The sequence below is a fragment of the Novosphingobium sp. BL-52-GroH genome, assembly GCF_044813085.1.
Lineage (GTDB): Bacteria > Pseudomonadota > Alphaproteobacteria > Sphingomonadales > Sphingomonadaceae > Novosphingobium.
On sequence record NZ_CP171152.1, the window covers coordinates 2,286,419 to 2,305,392 of the forward strand.

General features: G+C 68.3%; 16 protein-coding genes. 8 read left to right on the forward strand and 8 right to left on the reverse strand.

Annotated features, from left to right (window positions below):
- Positions 1-68 precede the first annotated feature (68 nt).
- The 4 genes from ACFFDA_RS23710 to ACFFDA_RS23725 all read right to left on the reverse strand — a co-directional run bounded on the left by ACFFDA_RS23710 (position 69) and on the right by ACFFDA_RS23725 (position 4,821).
- Positions 69-2,384, reverse strand: a complete 2,316-nt coding sequence (locus tag ACFFDA_RS23710) for a CDC48 family AAA ATPase (protein ID WP_404479722.1) — start codon at positions 2,382-2,384, stop codon at positions 69-71.
- A 76-nt stretch (positions 2,385-2,460) separates the two neighbouring features.
- The gene (locus ACFFDA_RS23715; protein ID WP_404479723.1) at positions 2,461-2,844 is read right to left on the reverse strand and encodes a hypothetical protein; all 384 of its coding nucleotides are present in this window, start codon (positions 2,842-2,844) and stop codon (positions 2,461-2,463) included.
- A 113-nt stretch (positions 2,845-2,957) separates the two neighbouring features.
- On the reverse strand, positions 2,958-3,740 hold the full coding sequence (locus ACFFDA_RS23720; RefSeq protein ID WP_404479724.1) for a universal stress protein: 783 nt from the start codon (positions 3,738-3,740) through the stop codon (positions 2,958-2,960).
- Positions 3,741-3,915: 175 nt separating this feature from the next.
- Entirely contained in the window at positions 3,916-4,821 is a 906-nt protein-coding gene (locus tag ACFFDA_RS23725) for a LysR family transcriptional regulator (protein ID WP_404479725.1), read from the reverse strand.
- 106 nt (positions 4,822-4,927) lie between these two features.
- Here ACFFDA_RS23725 and ACFFDA_RS23730 point away from each other — a divergent pair, with 106 nt between their 5' ends.
- The 5 genes from ACFFDA_RS23730 (at position 4,928) to ACFFDA_RS23750 (ending at position 8,666) form a co-directional block, all read left to right on the forward strand.
- Positions 4,928-5,635: a CoA transferase subunit A gene (locus ACFFDA_RS23730; protein ID WP_404479726.1), complete on the forward strand. Its 708-nt coding sequence runs from the start codon at positions 4,928-4,930 to the stop codon at positions 5,633-5,635.
- The gene (locus tag ACFFDA_RS23735; RefSeq protein WP_404479727.1) at positions 5,635-6,270 is read left to right on the forward strand and encodes a CoA transferase subunit B; all 636 of its coding nucleotides are present in this window, start codon (positions 5,635-5,637) and stop codon (positions 6,268-6,270) included. The genes ACFFDA_RS23730 and ACFFDA_RS23735 overlap by 1 nt, the downstream gene beginning before the upstream one ends.
- Before the next feature lie 139 nt (positions 6,271-6,409).
- Positions 6,410-7,096, forward strand: coding sequence for a glutathione S-transferase family protein (locus ACFFDA_RS23740; RefSeq protein WP_404479728.1), 687 nt, complete (start codon positions 6,410-6,412; stop codon positions 7,094-7,096).
- 4 nt (positions 7,097-7,100) lie between these two features.
- Positions 7,101-8,057 (forward strand): NAD-dependent epimerase/dehydratase family protein, encoded by a 957-nt coding sequence (locus tag ACFFDA_RS23745; protein WP_404479729.1) that lies wholly within the window; start codon positions 7,101-7,103, stop codon positions 8,055-8,057.
- A gap of 63 nt (positions 8,058-8,120) precedes the next feature.
- Positions 8,121-8,666 carry a glutathione peroxidase gene (locus ACFFDA_RS23750; RefSeq protein ID WP_404479730.1) on the forward strand — a complete coding sequence of 182 codons (546 nt, stop codon included), beginning with the start codon at positions 8,121-8,123 and terminating at the stop codon, positions 8,664-8,666.
- A gap of 55 nt (positions 8,667-8,721) precedes the next feature.
- Here the strand turns inward: ACFFDA_RS23750 and ACFFDA_RS23755 are convergent, their stop codons facing one another.
- The 4 genes from ACFFDA_RS23755 to ACFFDA_RS23770 form a co-directional block, all read right to left on the reverse strand.
- Complete coding sequence (locus tag ACFFDA_RS23755) at positions 8,722-11,652, reverse strand: CHAT domain-containing protein (RefSeq protein WP_404479731.1); 2,931 nt, start codon at positions 11,650-11,652, stop codon at positions 8,722-8,724.
- 130 nt (positions 11,653-11,782) lie between these two features.
- On the reverse strand, positions 11,783-12,634 hold the full coding sequence (locus ACFFDA_RS23760) for a sulfurtransferase (RefSeq protein WP_404479732.1): 852 nt from the start codon (positions 12,632-12,634) through the stop codon (positions 11,783-11,785).
- A gap of 225 nt (positions 12,635-12,859) precedes the next feature.
- Positions 12,860-13,399 carry an inorganic diphosphatase gene (ppa, locus tag ACFFDA_RS23765; protein WP_404479733.1) on the reverse strand — a complete coding sequence of 180 codons (540 nt, stop codon included), beginning with the start codon at positions 13,397-13,399 and terminating at the stop codon, positions 12,860-12,862.
- 112 nt (positions 13,400-13,511) lie between these two features.
- Positions 13,512-15,452: a M61 family metallopeptidase gene (locus tag ACFFDA_RS23770; protein ID WP_404479734.1), complete on the reverse strand. Its 1,941-nt coding sequence runs from the start codon at positions 15,450-15,452 to the stop codon at positions 13,512-13,514.
- A gap of 104 nt (positions 15,453-15,556) precedes the next feature.
- Between ACFFDA_RS23770 and hisS the strand changes: the two genes are divergently transcribed.
- The 3 genes from hisS to prmC all read left to right on the forward strand — a co-directional run bounded on the left by hisS (position 15,557) and on the right by prmC (position 18,801).
- Positions 15,557-16,801 (forward strand): histidine--tRNA ligase, encoded by a 1,245-nt coding sequence (gene hisS / locus ACFFDA_RS23775; RefSeq protein WP_404479735.1) that lies wholly within the window; start codon positions 15,557-15,559, stop codon positions 16,799-16,801.
- A gap of 70 nt (positions 16,802-16,871) precedes the next feature.
- Entirely contained in the window at positions 16,872-17,942 is a 1,071-nt protein-coding gene (prfA, locus tag ACFFDA_RS23780; RefSeq protein WP_404479736.1) for a peptide chain release factor 1, read from the forward strand.
- Positions 17,935-18,801 carry a peptide chain release factor N(5)-glutamine methyltransferase gene (prmC, locus tag ACFFDA_RS23785; protein WP_404479737.1) on the forward strand — a complete coding sequence of 289 codons (867 nt, stop codon included), beginning with the start codon at positions 17,935-17,937 and terminating at the stop codon, positions 18,799-18,801. Before prfA ends, prmC begins: the two co-directional genes overlap by 8 nt.
- The last annotated feature ends 173 nt before the right edge of the window (positions 18,802-18,974 follow it).

Sequence of the window (18,974 nt, forward strand, 5' to 3'; positions counted from 1 at the left end):
CACCTCCAACGAAAAGGCCCGACCGTCACCGGCCGGGCCTTTCCTTGTCTAGCACGGAACCGTCCCGGTCAGTCCCCGTGCTTGCGCTCGCGGGTGGGGGCGACCATGCCCGGGGCGATAAAGCCGATCGGCGTCACTTCCATGGCGCGCTTCTTCAACTCGCCCTTCATGCGCTCGTACTCGGATTCCATCTCCTCGGTCACCGTGGCGCGGCTGTCCTCGAGGGCATCCTCGAAGTCCTCGGCGGTGACCTGCTCGACCGTCGCCCCGCGCTTGCGGATGGCGACGAGGCCAGCGCGGCGGACCACGTCTTCCAGGTCGGCGCCGGTGAAGCGCTCGGTGCGCTCGGCGATCGAGGCCAGCGAGACGTCTTCGGCCAGCGGCATCTTCGCGGTGTGGATGCCCAGGATATGCTCACGTCCCGGCGCGTCGGGAGTGCCGACGTAGACCAGTTCGTCGAAGCGGCCGGGGCGCAGCAGCGCCGGATCGACGAGCGCCGGGCGGTTGGTCGCGCCGATCAGCACGACCGACTGCAGTTCTTCCATCCCGTCCATCTCGGCCAGAATCGTGTTGACCACGCGCGAGGTGACCTGCGGCTCACCGCCGCCGCCACCCATTCCACGGGCGGGAACGAGGCTGTCGATCTCGTCGATGAAGATAACGCAAGGCGCGACCTGCCGGGCTCTGGCGAAGAGGCGGGCGATCTGCTGCTCGCTCTCCCCGTACCACTTGGACAGGAGGTCCGACGACTTGATCGAGATGAAGTTCGCCTCGGCTTCCTTGGCGACGGCCTTGGCGAGCAGGGTCTTGCCGGTGCCCGGAGGTCCGTAGAGCAGGAAGCCCTTGGCCGGGCGGATGCCCAGCTTGTGAAAAGCTTCGGGGTTCTTCAGCGGCAGCTCGACGCCTTCCTTGAGCTTGAGCTGCGCGGTGTCGAGCCCGCCGATGTCGGACCAGCCGATGTTCGGCACCTGTACCATCACTTCGCGCATCGCCGAGGGCTGGACGCGCTTGAGGGCGGCCAGGAAGTCCTCGCGGATCACCTGCAGGCTTTCGAGCACGTCGTTGGGGATCGTGCGTGCCTCGAGGTCGAGCTTGGGCATGATCCGGCGCACCGCCTCGATCGCCGCTTCGCGGGCGAGTGCGGCGAGGTCGGCCCCGACGAAGCCGTGGGTCGTGCGCGCCAGTTCCGAGAGATCCACACGCTCGCCCAGCGGCATGCCGCGGGTGTGGATGCCCAGGATCTCGCGGCGGCCGCTTTCGTCGGGCACGCCGATGACGATTTCGCGGTCGAAGCGGCCGGGCCGGCGCAGGGCCTCGTCGATCGCGTCGGGCCGGTTGGTGGCGGCAATGACCACGACGTGGGCACGGCTGTTGAGGCCGTCCATCAAGGTGAGGAGCTGGGCGACGAGACGCTTTTCCGCCTCGCCGTGGACCTGGTCGCGCTTGGGAGCGATCGAATCGATCTCGTCGATGAAGACGATCGCGGGCGCCGACTTGGTCGCCTCCTCGAAGATCTCGCGCAAGCGCTTCTCGCTCTCGCCATAGCCCGAGCCCATGATCTCGGGGCCGTTTATCGAGAAGAAGCTGGCCTCGCTCTCGTTGGCGACGGCCTGCGCCAGGCGCGTCTTGCCGGTTCCTGGCGGGCCGTGCAGCAGCACGCCCTTGGGCGGGGCGACGCCGAGGCGGGTGAACAGTTCCGGGTAGCGCAACGGCAGTTCGACCATCTCGCGCAACTGGCGGATGGTCTCGCCCATGCCGCCGACGTCGTCGTAGTTGACGTCGCCGCGTGCATCGTGGGCCTCCTCGAAGGTCTCGCGCAGCTCGACTTCGGTGTTCTCGTCGATGTGGACGATACCGCGTGGAGTCGTGGAGATGACATTTAGGCGGATTTGCGTCAGCGCATAGGCAGGCGCGTTGAACATGCGGCGGAGCTGCGGCGGAATGTCCGCGACCTGCTGCTGGCCAGTGGTGGCGACAAGATCGCCCTGGACCATCGGCCGACCGAAAAAGTTCCGCTTGAGCGCCACCGACGGCCCCTGCAGGCGCATGTCCTTCTGCGCGGGCGCAAAAACGACGCGCTGCGCCGGGCGCGATTCGGCCTTGCGCACGACCACGTTGTCGCCCGAGCCGACTTCGGCATTGCCGCGCTGTAATCCGTCGAGGCGGATCACCTGGAGGCTCTCATCCTCGTCGTAGGCAAGCACGGCGCGCGCCACGGTGACGGCCTTGCCGGTGATTTCCAGCACGTCGCCTTCGAGCGCTCCGATTTCCGACAGCGCTGCGCGCGAGAGGCGGGCGATGCCCTGGCCGCTCTCTTCCTGACGGGCAGCTGCGACCTGCAGCTTGACCGTGCGCTCGTCTGTCCTGGTGTCCGTATCCGCCATCGCGCTTCCCTTCTTCGATCCCCCGTCCCGGATGTCCGCATGGCGTGCGGAGCGGATCGGGCGGCGAGATCGAAAGCTAGGTATCGCCGGCACCGATTTCAAACCAACCCATGCGGGCGGCGGCGGTTCCCATTCCGGGCGATGCGAAACGGCGGCGGCACGGTTCGGAAACGGGGAGTGGAATCGGGACAAAAAAAGGCCCGATCGTTGCCGACCGGGCCGTGGAAGTTTTGGGAGAGGATGCCTGAAAGGCACATTCTGTATGACCCAGAACGCCGTTTTGTGCAAATGCGAAGTGATGCTGGTTTGTTGCAAAAACTACAATCAAGGTTGCGTAATGCTGCACGAACAACGGAAACGAGTTGAAATCGTCAAGTTTTCCGCCTTGTATGATAATGAACGAATATTCAGGTTGCGCGGCCGGTTCGGGCCCGCGAGTCGGTTCAATCGAGACGCGCAAACGTTTGCCTGCTGCGTCGCGATATTTGCTTGTTGTCCTTAGCTTTACCCGAAAAACCGGCGCAGTATCCGATCGGGATACTGCGCCGGTTTGTCGTGTCGCTGTGCCGTTGATCAGTGGGCCAGCAGCAGGGTCGGCGCGCCCTCTTCGTCGAGGAAGTGCGCAGTGACGCCGCCAAACAGGAACTCGCGCACGCGGCTCTTGCCATAGGCGCCCATGACGAGGAGGTCCGCGCGGGCCTGTGCCACTGCGATGGCCAGAGTCTGGTGAGTCGAGTCGCGGCGTTCGTGTTCCTCGAACTCGGCGCTGACACCGTGCCGCGCGAGATAGCGCAGCGCGTCCGTGGCAGGGAAGCCGCCCCGCTTCTCGATCACCGAGACGAGCTTGACCGATTCGCAGGATGTCAGCAGCGGCACCGAGCCGCGCAGGGCTGCCGCCGCCTGCTCGCCGCCGTCCCAGGCAATGCAGGCGCGGCGGATCGGCAGGGCGAGCGGCGTGGCGTCCGCGAGTGCCAGGATCGGCGTGCGCGAAGTGAGCGCGAGGTCTCCCGCGAGCCCGCTCGAGCGCGAGACGACGATGAGGTCGGCGAGGCGGGCGGCGTGGGCGAGCGCGGTGACCGGCTCGTCGTCGCAGCGCACCACGTCGAACGCCACGCCGCTGCGAGCCAGCAACTGTTCGGCCAGGGTGGCGACGGCATCGTCGTCTTCGCGTGCCTTGTCGAGGGCATCGGACAGCACGTAGCTGCCGCCCATCGGGTCCATGGCGATATAGCGCGAGACGGGGGTGTCGACGATGACGGTGACGTGGCCGTCGGCTCGTCGGGCGATCTCGGCCGCGGTGGCGATGCGGGCTTCGGTTGCGGGCTTGCGGTCGGCGTTCACGAGTATCGAGCGCATGATTGGTCTCCCTCTTTGGCGGCCTTGAGCCTAACCCCCGGTCGCGCCGGTTCCATGACCAGGATCAAGGGCGCGCGAAAAGGTCGCCGGGCGGGGGTATGTGAGGTGAAACGAGCGGCAAGTCGCGCGGTTGCACCAGACACATGCGGTAATGGTCGCCAGCCGTCGTCCCGGATCAGGTCGGGGACGACGGCGTCTTGCCTCCCTTCGCGGGATCGATCGTCAGGCGCGAGGCCCGGGCGAAGAGGTCGAGGATGACCGGATCGCGCTCGCGTGTGCGGATCGCGGCCTCGAAATGGACGTTCTGGCGCGGCCGGGGCAGGACTTCGTGGAGGGTTCCGGCGGCGAGGGCGGCGCGCACCATCGTCTCGGGCAGGACGGCGGCACCCTGGCCGCTGGCGACGATCTCGATCAGAGTGCGCACGTTGTTGCAGGTGTGCAGCGCGCGGGGCGTGATGCCGTGTGTCTCCAGCGCCTCGTGGGTGACGGCATGGAGCGGCGAGTGGTCGGGCAGCGACCAGACCGGCAAGGGGCGCGCGAAGCCGCCCGCCGCGGTCACCTGGGCGCCGGCCGCCCAGACCAGCTCCACCGAGCCGATCGGCGCGGTACGCATACCCGGGCTGGCGACGGGCCCGGCAAGGAACACGATGTCGCGCGTGCCGGCCAGCAACTGCGCCAGCAGCGGGGCGGTGAGGTCGATCTCGATTTCCATGGCGACGCCAGGCCGGTCGCGCTCGATCGCCTGGATGAAGGCCGGCAGGCAGCTCGCCGCCGCGATCTCGCCCGAGCCGATGCGCACGGCGGCAGTGGCCCCCGCGAAGTCGCTCGCTTCCAGCAGCACCTGTTCGAGCCCGTGGTAGAGCGGCTCGCTCGCCTGGACCAGCCGCCGTCCGCGCGCGGACAGCACCATGCGCCGCCCCTCGCGCTGGAACAGGGCGACGCCGAGCTGCTCCTCGATCTCGCGCACGCGGGCGGAAATGGCGGGCTGGGTGGTGTGGAGGCGCTGCGCGGCGGCGGCAAAAGTGCCCAGGCGGTCGATCCACATCAGGGTTTCGAGATGGAACAGGGCGATGCGCTTCATGGCGTCATTTGATAGCCAATGGTTATAGGAATTGATAAAAAATAATCGCTATTCGTAATGATAGAGCCCGACTAGCCTCGTGCGGCAATCGGAAGAGGATTTGCCCATGAAAAAGATCTACCCCAGCGCGGCCGCCGCGCTGGACGGGGTGCTGAAGGACGGCCTGCTGATCGCCAGCGGCGGCTTCGGCCTTTGCGGCATTCCAGAGCGCTTGCTCGACGCCGTCCGCGATTCGGGCGCAAAGGACCTGACCTTCGCCTCGAACAACGCCGGCATCGACAACGAAGGCATCGGCAAGCTGCTGCGCACCAAGCAGGTGAAGAAGATGATCTCGTCCTACGTGGGCGAGAACAAGGAATTCGAGCGCCAGTACCTCGCCGGCGAACTGGAGGTGGAGTTCTGCCCCCAGGGCACGCTGGCCGAACGCATGCGCGCGGGCGGCGCCGGCATCCCGGGCTTCTACACCAAGACGGGCGTGGGCACCCAGGTCGCCGAGGGCAAGGAAGTGAAGACCTTCCGCGGCGAGGACTACATCCTGGAGGAAGGCATCTTCGCCGACCTCTCGCTGGTGAAGGCCTGGAAGGCGGACGAGACCGGCAACGTCGTGTTCCGCAAGACCGCGCGCAACTTCAACGTGCCCGCCGCCACTTGCGGCAAGGTCTGCATCGTGGAAGTGGAGGAGATCGTCCCCACCGGCAGCCTCGATCCCGACGCGATCCACCTGCCCGGCGTCTTCGTCCAGCGCATCGTCGTGGGCGCGCCCTACGACAAGAAGATCGAATTCCTGACCACCCGCGAAAGGGAGAGCGCGTAATGGCCTGGACCCGCAATGAAATGGCCGCGCGCGCGGCGAAGGAACTGCAGGACGGGTTCTACGTGAACCTGGGCATTGGCATTCCGACGCTCGTCGCCAACTCGGTGCCCGAGGGTATCACCGTTACTTTGCAGAGCGAGAACGGGATGCTCGGCATCGGCCCGTTCCCCTATGCTGACGAAGCCGATCCCGACCTCATCAACGCCGGCAAGCAGACGATCAGCGAACTGCCGCAGTCGGCTTATTTCGACAGCGCCACCAGCTTCGGCATGATCCGTGGCGGCCACATCGACCTGACCGTGTTGGGCGCGATGGAAGTGGCCGAGAACGGCGACATCGCCAACTGGATGATCCCGGGCAAGATGATAAAGGGCATGGGCGGGGCGATGGACCTCGTCGCCGGCGTCAAGAAGATCATCGTGGTGATGGAGCACACCTCCAAGAACGGCGATCCCAAGTTCATCCCCTCGTGCACCCTGCCGCTCACAGGTCGCAACGTGGTGGACATGATCGTCACCGACCTCGCGGTGTTCCAGCGCCCCGACCACGACAGCCCGTTCAAGCTGGTCGAACTGGCTCCCGGCGTCACCGCCGAGGAGATCGCCGCGAAGACGACCGCGCATTACGTGAGCTGACGCTCGCGGGAGAGCGCGGGGGAGGGCTTGGGCCTTCCTCCGTCCTCTCCCGCCGTCCGCATGACCTATCGGCAGGGGTCGCAATCGCGCCGGGTTCCCGCTATCTCCCCTCCCACTCTGCGCAGAGAGGGTACTGTCCATGACCTACACGCTGATTACCGCGAACCGGAACTATTCGAGCTGGTCGCTGCGCCCCTGGGTCCTGATGAAGGCGCTCGGCATCCCGTTCGAGGATGAGCTGGAACCCTTCACCATGCCGGTGAACTACGATGCGTTCCGCAGCTTCTCGCCTACCGGGCAGGTGCCGGCGCTGATCGACGGCGAGCGAACGGTCTGGGATTCGCTGGGTATCGCGCTCTATCTTGCCGACCGGCATCCCGGCGTCTGGCCCGCGGACGGCGAGGCCCGCGCCTTCGCCCAGAGCGCGGTATGCGAGATGCACGCCGGCTTCCCGGCCCTGCGCAACTTCTGCACGATGAACGTCGGGGTGCGCGTGCGACCCCGTCCGATGAGCGGCCAGTTGGTGCGCGAGATCTTCCGGGTGAGCGAGATATTCGAGGAAGGCCTGTCGCGCTTCGGTGGCCCCTGGCTGGCGGGCACCGGGTTCACCGTGCTCGACGCCTTCTACGCGCCGGTCGCCTTCCGCATCCGTACCTATGGGCTGGACGTCGGGCGCGGCCGGGTCTGGGTCGATGCGATGCTCGCCCACCCGGCCATGCGCCAGTGGGAGGAAGAGGCGCTGGCCGAGGAGTGGCGCGAGGAAAGCCACGAGGCGGAACTGGCGGAAGCGGGCGAGATCATCGCCGACTACCGCATCGGGGGCTGACCCCATGCGGGTGCTGCTGACGGGCTCCTCGGGCTGGCTCGGCAGGCATCTGGCGCCCTTGCTGGCGGAGCGCGGGCACGAGGTGACCGGGCTCGACGTGACGCCGGGCGCAGCGACCACCATCGTCGGTTCGGTGGCCGACCGCGCCCTCGCGTTCCAGGCGGTCGCCCATCACGGGATCGAGGCGGTGATCCATTCCGGCGCGCTCCACAAGCCCGACATTGCCCGTTTCCCGCGGCAGGCCTTCGTCGACGTCAACGTGACCGGCACGCTCAACCTGCTGGAGGCCGCCGTCGAGGCCGGCCATCCGCGCTTCGTGTTCACCTCGACCACCTCGCTGATGGTGCGCGACGACGTGCGTGCCGGGGCCGGGCGCGCGGGCGCATGGTGGATGGACGAAAGCTTCGGCCCCGTGGCCCCGCGCAACGTCTATGGCGTGACCAAGCGCGCGGGCGAGGACTTGTGCCGGCTGGTCTCGCGCGAAAGCGGCATGGCGGTGGCAGTCCTGCGCACCGGGCGCTTCTTTCCCGAGGACGACGACACCCATGCCGTGCCCTGCGGCCCCAACTTGAAGGCGAACGAATTCCTGGGTCGCCGCCTGACGGTGGCCGACGCGGCGCTGGCGCATCTGGCCGCGCTTGAGCGGATCGAGGGTTGCGAGACGTTCGTGTTGTCCGCGCCGCCGCCTTTCGCGCGCGAGGACGCGGTCGAGCTGGCCACGGATGCGCGCGCGGTGATCGCGCGGCGCTTTCCCGATGCCGCGGCGCTTTATGCCCGCGCTGGCTGGGTGCTGCCCGAGCGGATCGAGCGCATCTACGATCCGGCCAAGGCGCAGCGCCTGCTCGGCTGGCGGGCACACACCGATTTCGCGGCGATCCTCACGGCGCTGCGCGAAGGCGGCGAGATGCCGTTCACGCATGATCCCGATTGGCTATCCCCCGTCCTGACAAGCTCGTCCTGATTGTCTTGCGGCGGCCTTGTGGCGACCCCATAACCTTCTCGCAATTCCATGGGAGTATCTTCAATGACCGACGTCGCCTCCATTCCCCTGCAGCGTATCGACGGCGCCCCCGACAGCCTGGCCGATCACGCCGGCAACGTCCTGCTGGTGGTCAACGTGGCCTCCAAGTGCGGGTTGACGCCCCAGTACGAAGGCCTTGAGGCGCTCTACAAGGAGTACAAGGACAAGGGCTTCGAAGTGCTCGGTTTCCCGGCCAACGACTTCGGCGCGCAGGAGCCCGGCACGCACGAGGAAATCGCCGAGTTCTGCTCGATCAACTACGGCGTCTCGTTCCCGCTCTTCGCCAAGGCCGACGTCACCGGCGAGGCCAAGCAGCCGCTCTATGCCGCCCTGACCGAGGCCGTGCCGACCAAGCAGGGCGATGTCGCCGGCATGAAGGAAAAGTTCCGCGGCTACGGCATGACGCCGAACGAGGACCCCGAAGTGCTGTGGAACTTCGAGAAGTTCCTGATCGCGCGCGACGGCTCGGTGGTCGGACGTTTCGCTCCCGGCACGGCGCCGAAGGACCCGGAACTGGTCGGTGCGATCGAGGCCGAACTGGCGAAGTGACGAGAGCGGCCTGAACCCTCGTCCCGGGACCAGGCCCGGGACGACGCCCCTGTCCTCAATCCCCCACCAGCACGAACGGCGCCCAGCTTGCAGGGTGGGCGCCGCCGGGTACTTCGGCGTCGCGCAGGACCTCAAGCTGGGCCCGGCGCAGCGCCTCGGGCCGCGACAGGCCGGCGCGGGCGCCTTCCAGCGTGCGCAGGGTCAGGCGGCTGGCGACGTCGTCGCGCACCGGCCAGTGCGAGAGCAGCAGCGCCCGCGATCCCGCCGAGATGAACGCGCGCGCGAGTCCCGAATAAGTGGGCGCGTTCTCGCTGTCGCCGGCGCTGGTGTCGCAGGCGGAGAGGATCACCCAGTCCGCGTCGAGGCGCAGTTGGGCCACTTCCGAAGCCGTCAGCAAACCGTCGTCGAGCAGGGACGGTTCGCGCGGCGGGGTCATCACCAGCGCCGGTTCCACGACCCCGCGCAACGCGCCGCCGACGAGACCGTGGGTGGCAAACGCGATCACCCGCGCCTGCTCGAGCGGGGCCTGCTTGACGGCGGTTTCGGTTGCCTGCGGGCCGATCAGGAGCTGGCTTTTCCCGCCGAAGCGGCGCGCCATGTCGCGCAGTTCGCGCGCGGCGTCGGGCAGGCTGGCAAGCTGGGCGAGCGAAGCCACGCCGACGTCTCCGGCCTGGATGCGCGGCGCCGAGCGCAACGCCAGCACCGCAGGTGGACCCAGCAGGGGCGCGCCGATCCCGGCGAACGTCATCGCCCGGCCTGCCGAGGCCGCGCGGCGGGGCAGGGGCTCGGCGCTTATCATGACGCTGACTGCGTGGTCGCGCACCAGCCAGCGGGTCTTGCGCAGCGCTTGCGGATCTGCGTCGTCGCCCTTGGGAGCGCGGCTGACGAGCGCGGAGAAAGGCACCGTGGAAAGGCTTCCCGGGGCCAGGATCTCCAGTTCGCGCACGGGCCCGAGGATCTTGCGGATGGGTTCGGGAAAGATCAGCGCGTAGAGTTCGAATGCGGCCTGGCGGTCGAAGCCGGCATGGCTTTCGTCCAGCAGCCCGGCCTCGACCGAGGCGCGCAGGCGCTGTTGCAGCTGCATCAGCTGCCGTGCCGCGACGGGCGATTCGCCGGTCACCACGGCATCGCGGGTGACGAGCTGGGTGACGATGCCGGCATCGTCGGCCCCCACCAGCAGCAGGCCCTGCCCGGGCTTGAGCCGCGCGCGGGCATCGGCAAGCCGCGCCGGCTCGACGGCGGTGAGCGCCTGATATCCGGGGACCAGCACGGCGACCCGGGCATCGGCATCGCGCAACTGGGCGTCGACCGTGGAAACCTGCGCGTCGAGCTGGCGCGTCGCGGCATCGTTGCCGGCGATCATCGCCTGGTCGAGCGACTTGCGTAACTGGCGACCGCGCGCGGCGAGCGAGAGGTAGGTGCGGATCGCGGCGCGGGCCTCGGTGCCGTAGTCGTCCTGGAGCACCGCCAGCGAGGAGAAGGCGCCTTGCAGGTCGCCCAGGTTCGCCATCTGCAGGGCGTCGAAGGCGGCAGCCTGATCGTTGCCGAGCGCGGCGATGCGGCTCAGTTGCATGAAGGCACCGCGAAATTCCTGCGCCATGGCCAACACGTCGCGACGGGCGGTGGCGCGGTCGAGCAGGCGGGCGCGCAGTGGGGCGAGGCCGCCACCCAGCAGCGCCAGCGCTTCGGCCGGCCGGCCCTCGTCCGCCGCGATCCGGGCGGCGAGGGCGGTGGCAGCGATGCGGCGCTTGTTGGTGGGGCTGGTGCCTTTGGCGAAACCGTCGCGGGCGTGGGCGAGAAGCGGCAGCGCCTCGGCCTTGCGCCCGGCGGCGACGAGCCCGGCGGCGAGGTTGGACTCGGCGGAAAGCACGACCTGGTCCTCGGGCGAGGAGGAATAGCGCCGCGCCGCCGCAAGCGCCTTTTCGCGCAGGGTCACCGCCCTGTCCTCGTCCCCCTCCCACTGCGCCATGCGGGCCTGCTGGCCGATCATCGTGGCCAGGCCGTTGGCCTGGATGCGATCGGGATTGGCCTCGAAGATCGCCACGGCCCGGTCGTAGAGCGGCCCGGCCTCGGCGCGCATCCCGGCATTGTCCAGTGCATAGCCGAGCGCGTGGAGCGACATCGCCACTTGCGGGCTATCGGCTGGCAGGATCGCGCGGCGCTTGTCCAGCGTCGCGCGCAGGATCGGGATCGCCTGCGCGTACTGCCCCGCTTCGGACAGGATGGCGCCGAGCTGCTGGGTGGCGGCGACGCGCACGCGGTGGTTCTCCGGCAAGTGCGCCTCGGCCCAGGCGACCGCCTCGCGGGCGGAGACGATCGCGGTGTCGGCATCCGAGACGTAGAGCTGCAGGGCGGCGAGGCTGATGCCGTATTCGGCCGGCCCGTCGAGGTTTTCCCCGGTGGCGAGCGCGTGGGCCCGGGCGATGGCGAGCGCCTCGGCGATCGGGGGGATCGCCTCGAGTTGCCGGCCGCGCTGGTAGTCGATGAGGCCGAGGCCGTAGAGTGCCTCGGCATATTCCGGGCTCTGCCTGCCGGCGACGCGGGCGGCGAGGTCCAGGGCCCGCCGGGTGTAGTTTTCCGCCTCGTCCAGCTTGCCCAGCGAGCCCAGTTCCGCGCCGATGTGGAGCAGCAGACCGGCGCGATCGGCGCTGGGCTCGGCCTTGCGGGCATCGAGACCGGCATCGACCTGCCGGAACAGCGCCAGCGCTTCCTCGGTGCGGTCGAGCGATGAGAGCGCCCGGGCGCGCACGGCCTGGGCATAGAGCAGGTCGACCGGGTCGATGCCGCGGTCGGGGGTGGCCTGGGCGAGCACGGCGTCGATGTGGCGCAGCGCCGCTTCCGGGTCGCCCCGGGTATCGTAGCCACGCAAGTCGCGCAGGTCTGCCTGCGTGGCGGCGGTGCGTGACGGCCCGGTGGAGCTGGGCGCGGCGAGTGCCGTCCCGCATGCGGCATTGGCCAGTACGATCGCGCACAGCAGCTTGCGCATCCCAGTCCCCACCCCCTCAGGTGAACGCGGGCGGCCTCCAATGACCGCTCCGGCCGGTCGAGAAGAAGCCGATTTCCCCGCCATTACAACTCACAAGTTCTGTAATGATGGGGGACCTGCGCCGGTTTCGTCAGGCCGGGCCAGTGGCGACCGGGCGCGCGGGATCGGCGATCCATTCGCTCCACGACCCCGGGTAGAGCCTCCCGGCGGGCAGCCCCGCCACCGCCATCGCCAGGGCATTGTGGCAGGCGGTGACACCCGAGCCGCACTGGAGGATCGCCGGAGCCCCCCCCAGCAATGCGGAGAAATCGGCAGCGAGGCCGGTCGCGTCCCGGAAGCGGCCGTCGGGCCCCAGGTTGTCGCGGAAGAAGCGGTTGCGGGCACCGGGGATGTGCCCGGCGACCGGGTCCATCGGATTGGGGTCTCCGGCGAAACGCGAGGGATCGCGCGCGTCGAGCACTTGCGCGGTGCCGGCCTCGATGTTGGCGAGGACTTCGGCGGCGGATACAGGGGCGGGCACCAGCGGTTCGCCGGCTTCGAAGTCGCCCGAGACGGCGGGCAGGGGCGCGCCGCTTTCGAGCGGCAGGCCGGCGGCGACCCAGGCAGGCTTGCCGCCGTCGAGCACCGCGACCGGGCCATGGCCGAGCCAGCGCAGCAGCCACCACGCCCGCGCCGCCCAGGCCCCGCCGCTGCTGTCGTAGGCGACGACCTGCTGGCCGCGTCGCAACCCTTGCGCGCGCAGCCATGCCGCAAGGGCCACGGGGGCGGGAAGCGGATGGCGGCCATTGCTGCCGTCGGGCGGGGAGGCGAGGTCGTCGTCGAGATGGGCATGGCGCGCGCCGGGGATATGGCCCTGCGCGTAGATCGCGGGTCCCTTGTCGGGCATGCCCAGTTCGAATTCGCAATCGAGCAGGAGGAGGTCGCCACCCGAGGCCACCAGTGCCCTGAGCGCGTCGACGTCGATCAGCGTTTCGTAGACCATTGGCACCTTGAACTGTGAATTAGTGGACACTTCCTAGATAGGCGGGGCGAGGGGTGCTGTCGATGATCCAGAACGGGGATCGCGATGCTTTTGCCGTCCGGCACTGCGGGAGAACACCGGCCTCGGGGTCGGGCGGCCATGCCGCTCCCAGAAACGACAAAGGGGCCGACGGCTTGCGCCGTCGACCCCCGTCCACATGGGGAGTGGAAATCGTCGATCCGAAGATCAGGCCGTCTTCGCGGCCTCGTAGCGCTCGATGGCTTCCATCACGATGCGGCGTGCATCTGCGGCATTGCCCCAGGTGCCGACGCGAACCCACTTTTCCTTCTCCAGGTCCTTGTAGTGGGTGAAGAAGTGCTCGACCTGCTGGTAGACGATGTCGGGCAGGTCTTCCTTCTCGTTGACGTGCGAATAGTAGGGGAAGGTCGAATTGACGGGCACGCACAGCAGCTTCTCGTCGCCGCCATGCTCGTCCTCGAGGTTGAGCACGGCGATCGGACGCACTTTCACCACGCAGCCCGGGATGAAGGGCGAACGCGCCACGACGAGCGCATCGAGCGGATCGCCGTCGGGCGAGAGGGTGTGCGGCACGAAGCCGTAGTTCGCAGGGTAGCGCATCGGCGTGTGCAGGATGCGATCCACGAAAAGAGCGCCCGAGGCCTTGTCGAACTCGTACTTGACCGGCTCGCCGCCGACCGGGACCTCGATCACGACGTTGAGGCTTTCGGGCGGATTGTCGCCAACGGGGATCATGTCGATGCGCATAATGGTCCTTACTTGAACTGGCGCTGTGGAAGTCGCGCCGGTTGGATCACGATGCGCGCGGGCTTAGCGTTGCAACTATTGCACTGCAACAGGCTATTGGGATGAACGGACGTTAGTTCCGACGGGCCGTGAGAAGGCGGTCGAACGCATTGGCCTTGCCCGGCGTGGTGCTTTCCAGCCATGGGTAGCGCAGGCCCCCATGGTAGTCGATGGCGATGGTCTGGTAGCGGTCGTCGCGGCGGACCAGCAGCGCGATCGGCGCTTTGCCGGTCTTGGCGGCGGTTACCGCATCCTTCATCACGTCCTCGCCATAGGCCTGTCCGTTGACGGCGACGACCTTCACCGTGTTGACGATGCCTGCGTTGTAGGCCGGTCCGTCCCACAGGGTCGCGGTGACCTCGCCGTCCTTGTTCAGCGTGATGCCCAGCGAATACGTGAGGTCGAGCGATTTGCGCGAATCGGACACGCCCTTGTCGTAGCTGTTGGGCTTGTCCTTCCAGACCAGCTTGTAGCCGGCCATCTCGATTCCCTTGAGCGGAGCGGGCTGGCCGGTCCCGTAGATCCGGGTGCGCAGGAAGCTGGCCCAGTCGTAGGGATAGACGCCGTCCAGGGTCCGCACGATCTCGTCGAAATCGTAAGTTAGCTCACCCCAGTCGCCGTCGTGCGTGCCGAAGAAGGCCCTGGCGAAATCGTCGAGGCCCTTGGCGCCGCGCGTGCCCTGGCGGATGATCTGGTCCGCTTCCAACCACACCAGCGCGCCTTCGACGTAATAGTCCTCGCCCCGGGTGAGCGATGCGTAGGGGAGCGGTTTGCGGCGGTTGAGCTGGGGCGCGTTGACCGTGTCCTCCACCGAGCGCCAGCCGCGGCCGGGGGTTCCCTCGGCGTACTTGGCCGCCGCGTTCGCGAACGTGCCCACGATCGTCTCGCGCGTCTGCACGCCCGAGCGCGCGGCCAGGACATTGCCCCAGAACTGCGTCTGCCCTTCGTAGAGCCACATCAGCGTGTTCTGCATCGGCTGCTGGTAGTCGGGCGTCCACAAGTCGGCCGGGCGGCGGAACTTGCCGTTCCAGCTATGCACGAACTCGTGCGGGATCACGTTGCGGTCCCAGTCCATGTCGTCCCAGTGGATCCAGGTCTTGGGCTCCATCTGGTTTTCGCTCGAGCGATGATGCTCGAGGCCGATGCCGCCGAGGCGGTCGCTCAGGGCCAGCAGGAAGTCGTAGTGGTCGAAGTGCCGCGCGCCGAACGTCGCCAGCGCCTCGGTGACGAGCTTGCGGTAGGTCTGGAGGTTCTCCGGCTTGATCGCCAGCAGGTCCGGCGCGTCCGCGACGACGTCCATCGAAACGCCCTGGCCAAGGTCCCAGCGCCGGGCGTGGATACCTGCGAAGATCGGCGAATCGACGAGGCGCTCGTAGTCGATCGCGGCCCAGCTCAGGGTGTCGCCCTGTTGCGCCTTGCCATCGAGCGCGGTGTAGACGGTCCAGCCTCGCGGGAACGTCACGGTCGGCTTCACGGTGATCCCGCGCGTGTAGTAGCCGGCCGGGTAGAGGCTCATCTTCTCCCACTGCAGGTTGAGCATTTCCTGCGTCATCGTGACGCGCCCCTCGCTGGTCTGGAGCGGAGAGGTGTGGACGAACCGGGCGGTGACTTCCTGCGTCCCTTCGGGCAGCGCGAGGTGGAAGGCATTGACCGCCACGGTATCGCGGACCCAGGCGATCTCCTTGCCATCGGCGAAGAAGTGGATGTCCGCGAGCAGGGCATAAGGTCCGGTTTCGGAGTGGTTGCCGGGCAGCCAGCCGGGCTGGAGCAGCGTCAGTCCTTTCGTGCCGGCGGCCACGGGGAACGTTTGCACCACCCGGTAGACGCCGCGCTCCACGTCGCTGGCGTCGATCCTGAGCGAGACCGTGCCGGCATAAGGCACGTCGCGGGCGGCCGGGATTTCCGGCGGCAGCGGGGGGGCCATGGGGGTCGTGCGGGTCTTGTCCTGGGCCATCGCCGAAGTGGAGAGGAGCAGGGAGGCGAGGAGCGTGGTAATCGCAAATCTTTTGGTCATTACCCGAATCTTTGCGCCTCCCGGCTCATTTGGCAACCGTCCAATGCCGTCATTTCGGCGGCACCACTTCCCCCACGGGCGCGTGTCGGCTAAGCGCGCGCGTCATGAACACCACTCCTCAAGCCATTCGCGGAACCCAGGACATCTTCGGCGCCGAGGCCGAGGCCTTCGCCCACGTCGTCGAGACCTTCGAGCGCGTGCGCCGGCTCTATCGCTTCCGCCGCGCGGAGATGCCGGTCTTCGAGAAGACCGCCGTATTCTCGCGCTCGCTGGGCGAGACGACCGATGTGGTTTCCAAGGAGATGTACTCGTTCGAGGACCGCGGCGGCGATTCGCTGACTCTGCGGCCCGAGTTCACCGCCGGCATCGCCCGCGCCTACCTGACCGACGGCTGGAAGCAGTTCGCGCCGCTCAAGGTCGCGACCCACGGCCCGCTGTTCCGCTACGAGCGTCCGCAGAAGGGCCGCTACCGCCAGTTCCACCAGATCGACGCCGAAGTGATCGGCGCGGCCGAGCCGATGGCCGACGTCGAACTGCTGGTGATGGCCGACCAGTTGCTCAAGGAACTCGGCATTTCCGAAGGCGTGACGCTGCAGCTCAACACCCTGGGCGACGGCGCCAGCCGCGACGCCTGGCGCGCCGCGCTGGTCGAGTATTTCCGCGACCACAGGCAAGCATTGAGCGAGGATTCGCAGGACCGGCTGGAGCGCAATCCCTTGCGCATCCTCGATTCCAAGGACCCGCGCGACAAGCCCTTCACCGCCGACGCGCCCAGGATCGACGATTTCCTCTCGGCTGAGGCGCAGGACTTCTTCGCTGCGGTGACCCAGGGCCTCGAAGCGGCCTCGGTGGACTTCGTGCGCGCCCCGGCCCTCGTGCGCGGGCTCGACTACTATCGCCACACCGCCTTCGAATTCGTGACCGACCGGCTTGGCGCGCAGGGCACCGTCCTCGGCGGCGGCCGCTACGACGGGCTGATGGTCGCGCTGGGCGGTCCCGAGACCCCGGCGGTCGGCTGGGCGGCGGGGATCGAGCGGCTGGCGATGCTGGTCGCCGATGCCGGCGGCGCCGCCGAACCCACGCTCACCGCGATCCTCGCGGTCGAGGACGACGCGGCGCTGCCTTTCGCGCTCAAGGCCATCACCGCGCTGCGCCACCAGGGCATCGACGCCGAGATGATCGCCACCGGCAGCCCCCGAAAGCGCTTCGACAAGGCGGTGAAGTCGGGGGCCAAGGTGCTTGTCTCGTTCGGAATCAAGGACGGCGTGCCCGTCGCCAACTTGCGCGCTGGCGATACCACGCCTGCACGCCTGGCGGTGGAGCAGGTGATGGTGTCGATCCAGCCGTGATCGGGGACTTTCCCATGACGCGCGAATCTGGGGCCGGAGCATCGCGATGGCCCGGCCCGAGGATGGGTTCATGAGCATTTCCGACGCCCGCCTCGCGCAGATCGGCGCCCGTTTCGCCGAACTCGAAGCGCGTCTCGCTTCGGGCACGCTGGAAAGCGACGCCTTCGTCGCCGCCAGTCGCGACTATGCCGAGCTGGAGCCGGTGGCGCGGGTGTCCGCCGATATCGTCGCCATGCGCGCCGAACTCGAATCGCTCCAGGCGCTCGAAGATCCCGACCCCGAGATGCGCGCCCTCGCCGCCGAGGAAGTGCTGCGCCTCAAGGCCGCGCTTCCGCAGGCCGAGCGCCGCCTCGCCATCTCCATGCTCCCGCGCGATGCCGCCGACGTGCGCCCGGCGATGCTCGAAATCCGCGCCGGCACCGGCGGCGACGAGGCCGCGCTGTTCGCCGCCGACCTCTATCGCATGTACGAGAAGTATGCCGCGGAGCAGGGCTGGCGGGTCGAGATGGTCAGCGCCAACGCCAGCGACGTCGGCGGCTTCAAGGAAGTCGTCGCCAACGTCAGCGGCACCGGGGTCTTCGCCAAGCTCAAGTTCGAAAGCGGCGTCCACCGCGTCCAGCGCGTGCCGGTGACCGAATCGGGCGGGCGCATCCACACGTCGGCGGCGACCGTCGCCGTCCTGCCCGAGCCCACCGAGGTCGACGTCCAGATCGACGACAAGGACCTCAAGATCGACATCTACCGTGCGTCGGGAGCGGGCGGCCAGCACGTCAACACCACCGATTCTGCAGTGCGCATCACCCATCTGCCCTCGGGCCTCGTGGTGATCTGCCAGGACGAACGCTCGCAGCACAAGAACAAGGCCAAGGCCATGCAGGTCCTGCGCGCGCGCCTTTACGAGAAGATGCGCGACGAGGCGCAAGGGGCCGAGGCCGAGGCGCGCAAGGCGATGGTCGGCTCGGGCGACCGCTCGGAGCGCATCCGCACCTACAACTTCCCGCAAGGCCGGGTGACCGACCACCGCATCAACCTGACGCTTCACCGCCTGCCCGAAATCCTCGAGGGGCCGGGGCTGGCCGAACTGGTCGATGCCCTCATCGCCGAGGACGAGGCCAAGCGCCTGGCGTCGATGGATGGGTGACAGTCCCGAGGCAGCCGCCACGGCCGCCCAGGCCATCCGCGAGGCCGCCGAGCGTCTCGCCGCCACCAGCGACACCGCGCGGCTCGACGCCGAAGTCCTTATGGCCCATGCGCTGGGCGTCGACCGTTCGCGGCTGCTGCTGATGCACATGCGCGATCCGGCACCCGCGCGCTTCGCAGCCCTGGTGGAGCGCCGCGCCGGCCATGAGCCGGTGGCCTACATCACCGGGCACCAGGAGTTCTACGGCCTGCCCTTCCGCGTCGGCCCCGAAGTCCTCATCCCGCGCGGCGATTCGGAAACGCTGGTCGAGGCGGCGCTGGCGGCCCGGCCCGATGCGCGCACCGTGCTCGACTGCGGCACCGGCTCCGGGGCGCTGCTGCTGGCGACCCTGGCCAACCTGCCCGCAGCGCAAGGGCTGGGCATCGACCGCTCGCCTGCCGCGCTGTCCGTCGCCCAGGCGAATGCCGAGGCGCTGGGCCTTGGCGAGCGGACCCGGATGACCGTCGCCGACTGGCACGCGCCGGGTTGGAGCGACGGGTTCGGTCGCTTCGACCTCGTCCTCGCCAACCCGCCCTACGTCGAGGAGGACGCCGCGCTCGACACCTCGGTGCGCGGCTTCGAGCCGGCGGAGGCGCTCTTCGCCGGGCCGCAGGGGCTGGACGACTACCGCGTGCTGGTGCCCCAACTGCCCGGCCTGCTGGCGCCGGGCGGTGTCGCGCTGGTCGAGATCGGCCACGAGCAGGCCGAAGCCGTCGCCGCGATCGGCGCCGCCTGCGGGCTGTTTGCCCGGCTCCACCGCGACCTTGCCGGACGCGCTCGGGTCATCGCGTTTTCGGGGACAAACGTACGAGGCGCGTAAGTTTTCGCTTGGAATTCGCAGGCAGAATGCATAGAGATCGATGCGAACCGGCTTATGGACGATGTTTTCCCATACCCGGATCGCCTCCAGCATGTGCAAGTGGTCGCGGTTTCATCGCCACGGCAACGCAGATGTGGAACTCGCGGCAGCCGGGGGGCCAGCCGGGATCATAC

What these genes read in the sequence shown, in the direction of transcription:
- ACFFDA_RS23710 (WP_404479722.1), bottom strand. Translation starts at nt 2,384, where the DNA reads ATGGCGGATACGGACACCAGGACAGACGAGCGCACGGTCAAGCTGCAG.
- ACFFDA_RS23720 (WP_404479724.1), bottom strand. Translation starts at nt 3,740, where the DNA reads ATGCGCTCGATACTCGTGAACGCCGACCGCAAGCCCGCAACCGAAGCC.
- ACFFDA_RS23725 (WP_404479725.1), bottom strand. Translation starts at nt 4,821, where the DNA reads ATGAAGCGCATCGCCCTGTTCCATCTCGAAACCCTGATGTGGATCGAC.
- ACFFDA_RS23730 (WP_404479726.1), top strand. Translation starts at nt 4,928, where the DNA reads ATGAAAAAGATCTACCCCAGCGCGGCCGCCGCGCTGGACGGGGTGCTG.
- ACFFDA_RS23735 (WP_404479727.1), top strand. Translation starts at nt 5,635, where the DNA reads ATGGCCTGGACCCGCAATGAAATGGCCGCGCGCGCGGCGAAGGAACTG.
- ACFFDA_RS23740 (WP_404479728.1), top strand. Translation starts at nt 6,410, where the DNA reads ATGACCTACACGCTGATTACCGCGAACCGGAACTATTCGAGCTGGTCG.
- ACFFDA_RS23745 (WP_404479729.1), top strand. Translation starts at nt 7,101, where the DNA reads ATGCGGGTGCTGCTGACGGGCTCCTCGGGCTGGCTCGGCAGGCATCTG.
- ACFFDA_RS23750 (WP_404479730.1), top strand. Translation starts at nt 8,121, where the DNA reads ATGACCGACGTCGCCTCCATTCCCCTGCAGCGTATCGACGGCGCCCCC.
- ACFFDA_RS23755 (WP_404479731.1), bottom strand. Translation starts at nt 11,652, where the DNA reads ATGCGCAAGCTGCTGTGCGCGATCGTACTGGCCAATGCCGCATGCGGG.
- ACFFDA_RS23760 (WP_404479732.1), bottom strand. Translation starts at nt 12,634, where the DNA reads ATGGTCTACGAAACGCTGATCGACGTCGACGCGCTCAGGGCACTGGTG.
- ppa (WP_404479733.1), bottom strand. Translation starts at nt 13,399, where the DNA reads ATGCGCATCGACATGATCCCCGTTGGCGACAATCCGCCCGAAAGCCTC.
- ACFFDA_RS23770 (WP_404479734.1), bottom strand. Translation starts at nt 15,452, where the DNA reads ATGACCAAAAGATTTGCGATTACCACGCTCCTCGCCTCCCTGCTCCTC.
- hisS (WP_404479735.1), top strand. Translation starts at nt 15,557, where the DNA reads ATGAACACCACTCCTCAAGCCATTCGCGGAACCCAGGACATCTTCGGC.
- prfA (WP_404479736.1), top strand. Translation starts at nt 16,872, where the DNA reads ATGAGCATTTCCGACGCCCGCCTCGCGCAGATCGGCGCCCGTTTCGCC.
- prmC (WP_404479737.1), top strand. Translation starts at nt 17,935, where the DNA reads ATGGGTGACAGTCCCGAGGCAGCCGCCACGGCCGCCCAGGCCATCCGC.